The following is a 1,976-nucleotide window of genomic DNA, read 5'->3' on the forward strand; positions in this document are numbered from 1 at the left end:
AAATCTTCAATTGAAAATAAAAAGTGTATTTTTGAAAAAGATGGGTTGCCCGAAACTTACATATTATCAGGATGAAACGCCGCTAAAAGTGGTCTATAGAGCCGATGAACAGCAGGAAAAAGTTGTACAGAGGTTTTATAGGATCGATCCAATGGCTGAGATGTATATAAGTTACACTCCTTATGTTTATGTAGGGAACAATCCGATACTTTTAGTCGATCCTGACGGAAGAATATGGGAACCTTCTGATGCAATAAAAAATTCTTATTCATATAACTTAGCTTTGAGAACAGGAGAAATGCAAAAGCTTAAATCTTCGTTCGAAACTGGCAATATGAAAAATCATATTTATAGGATTAGGGGAGAGCATTTAATGGAAGGTACTGGAAATGCTAGTATGGGATTTATGAGGGATGGAAAATATATGCCAATCAATGCTATTACTGCTGAAGATATAGGAGATAATTTGCAGTTAGTTTTTAATGCTAGGATTTCAAATAAGAGTTTAAATTCTATTGTTGGTTCAGATACCTTCGGTCATGAATCATTTATTCATAACTCAAGAAAAATAAGTAGTATAGAGGAATTACTATCTGGCAATTATTCAAAGGAGTATATAGCCTATAAGCTCATAATGATTGGAAATTATGAAGGGGATATAAAAAAGGCGGATGGAAACTATACATCTGGGGGACAGTTAGATCATGTAAAATTCTTGCAAGGGAAGAAAGGTTCTTACAATACATTTGTTGGTCAATTACTTGATGTTGCATCTGAAAAAGAAAGAGGAGTATTAATGCAAAAAATTAGTAGTTATGTAGATGACCTAGTGAGAAACGGAGACCCAAATGTGAGACGATATACTGGGGATGATGCTAAAAAATTATTTGAAGAATTAAAGAAACAGTTTAAATAATGAAGAATCTATTTTTTATAATTACATTAATATCAATGTCATGGACTCAAAGTTCAACTGAGTATATGAAATACGATTTTTTCCAAGACAGTGGTATTAACACAAAAGGGAGTTTCAGTTCCGTAGTTTCAAAATATATTCAAGATACTGTTTTTAATTACTATTACTATGGTTTAGACAGTAATTTTGTAATTAACGACATTAGAAATTATGATCATTTGACAAAAGAATATTATGACCATAATTCATATTTTTTATACGGGGTTTTAAAGCTAAAAACTGATGCATTTAAAGGTGAAGAGTGGAAAACACAGTATGATATAGACTATTTTGATAGCCTCACCGTAAGGGTATTAGACATCTATTTAGACACAATTATATATGAGTTTAATACTAGTAAGTGTTACTTATTTGATTTCAACTACGATAAAAGAACGGCTGGTGAGGATTTTCTAGATTTTCGGATATACTTTGATATAAACAGAAAAATTGCTATCAAAAAAGAGTATTATTTTGATGATAGGTTAAAGGGGTATGAGTTGTTAGTCAATGAACGCACCATAAATACCCCCCCCCGTTAAGCCGAGGCTATCAGATTGAAACGCCGTTGGGCATTACGGCATAGGAAAAGCGAAACCCGCCTGTTTTTGGGCGGGTTTTGTTATTTTAGAGCATGGCGATGTTTTTGCTGAAGAAGTCCTTGAACTTGTTTTTGGTGAGCATGCAGTCAATCATCCTGAAAAGGGCCTGCTTGTCTGGCTCCTCAAGCTGTTCTATCATCCGCAGCCTTTCGCTGGTGGTTTTATCCTCAATGGTCACTTCTTTAGGGATGCTGCCTTCGTAATGGATTAGCTGGTCAACGGTTAAACCAAAAAACTTAGCAATTTTATCAAGGGCATTGATAGATGGCTCCCGTTCGCCCTTCTCTACTTTATTGTAATTGGCAGGGTGCATGCCAGCAACCGCAGCCACTTCCTTTTGCATCAAGCTTTTATCTTCCCTTATTTTTTTGATGTTTAAGCCTATGTGCATAATCTGTAATGTTTTTGAATGCGTTTAG

Annotated in this window: 3 protein-coding genes; 2 read left to right on the forward strand and 1 reads right to left on the reverse strand. The window is 34.7% G+C overall.

Annotated features, from left to right (window positions below):
- Together AC6F8J_RS14800 and AC6F8J_RS14805 are read left to right on the forward strand one after the other, a co-directional pair.
- Positions 1 to 916, forward strand: a 916-nt coding sequence (locus AC6F8J_RS14800) for a hypothetical protein (RefSeq protein ID WP_500724397.1), incomplete at its 5' end; no start/stop codon positions are given.
- 65 nt (positions 917 to 981) lie between these two features.
- Positions 982 to 1,497, forward strand: coding sequence for a hypothetical protein (locus AC6F8J_RS14805; RefSeq protein WP_500724398.1), 516 nt, complete (start codon positions 982 to 984; stop codon positions 1,495 to 1,497).
- 85 nt (positions 1,498 to 1,582) lie between these two features.
- Here AC6F8J_RS14805 and AC6F8J_RS14810 read toward each other — a convergent pair whose 3' ends face one another.
- On the reverse strand, positions 1,583 to 1,948 hold the full coding sequence (locus AC6F8J_RS14810; protein ID WP_500724399.1) for a helix-turn-helix domain-containing protein: 366 nt from the start codon (positions 1,946 to 1,948) through the stop codon (positions 1,583 to 1,585).
- Positions 1,949 to 1,976: the final 28 nt, after the last annotated feature.

Source organism: Petrocella sp. (assembly GCF_059865615.1).

What these genes read in the sequence shown, in the direction of transcription:
- AC6F8J_RS14810 (WP_500724399.1), bottom strand. Translation starts at nt 1,948, where the DNA reads ATGCACATAGGCTTAAACATCAAAAAAATAAGGGAAGATAAAAGCTTG.
- AC6F8J_RS14805 (WP_500724398.1), top strand. Translation starts at nt 982, where the DNA reads ATGAAATACGATTTTTTCCAAGACAGTGGTATTAACACAAAAGGGAGT.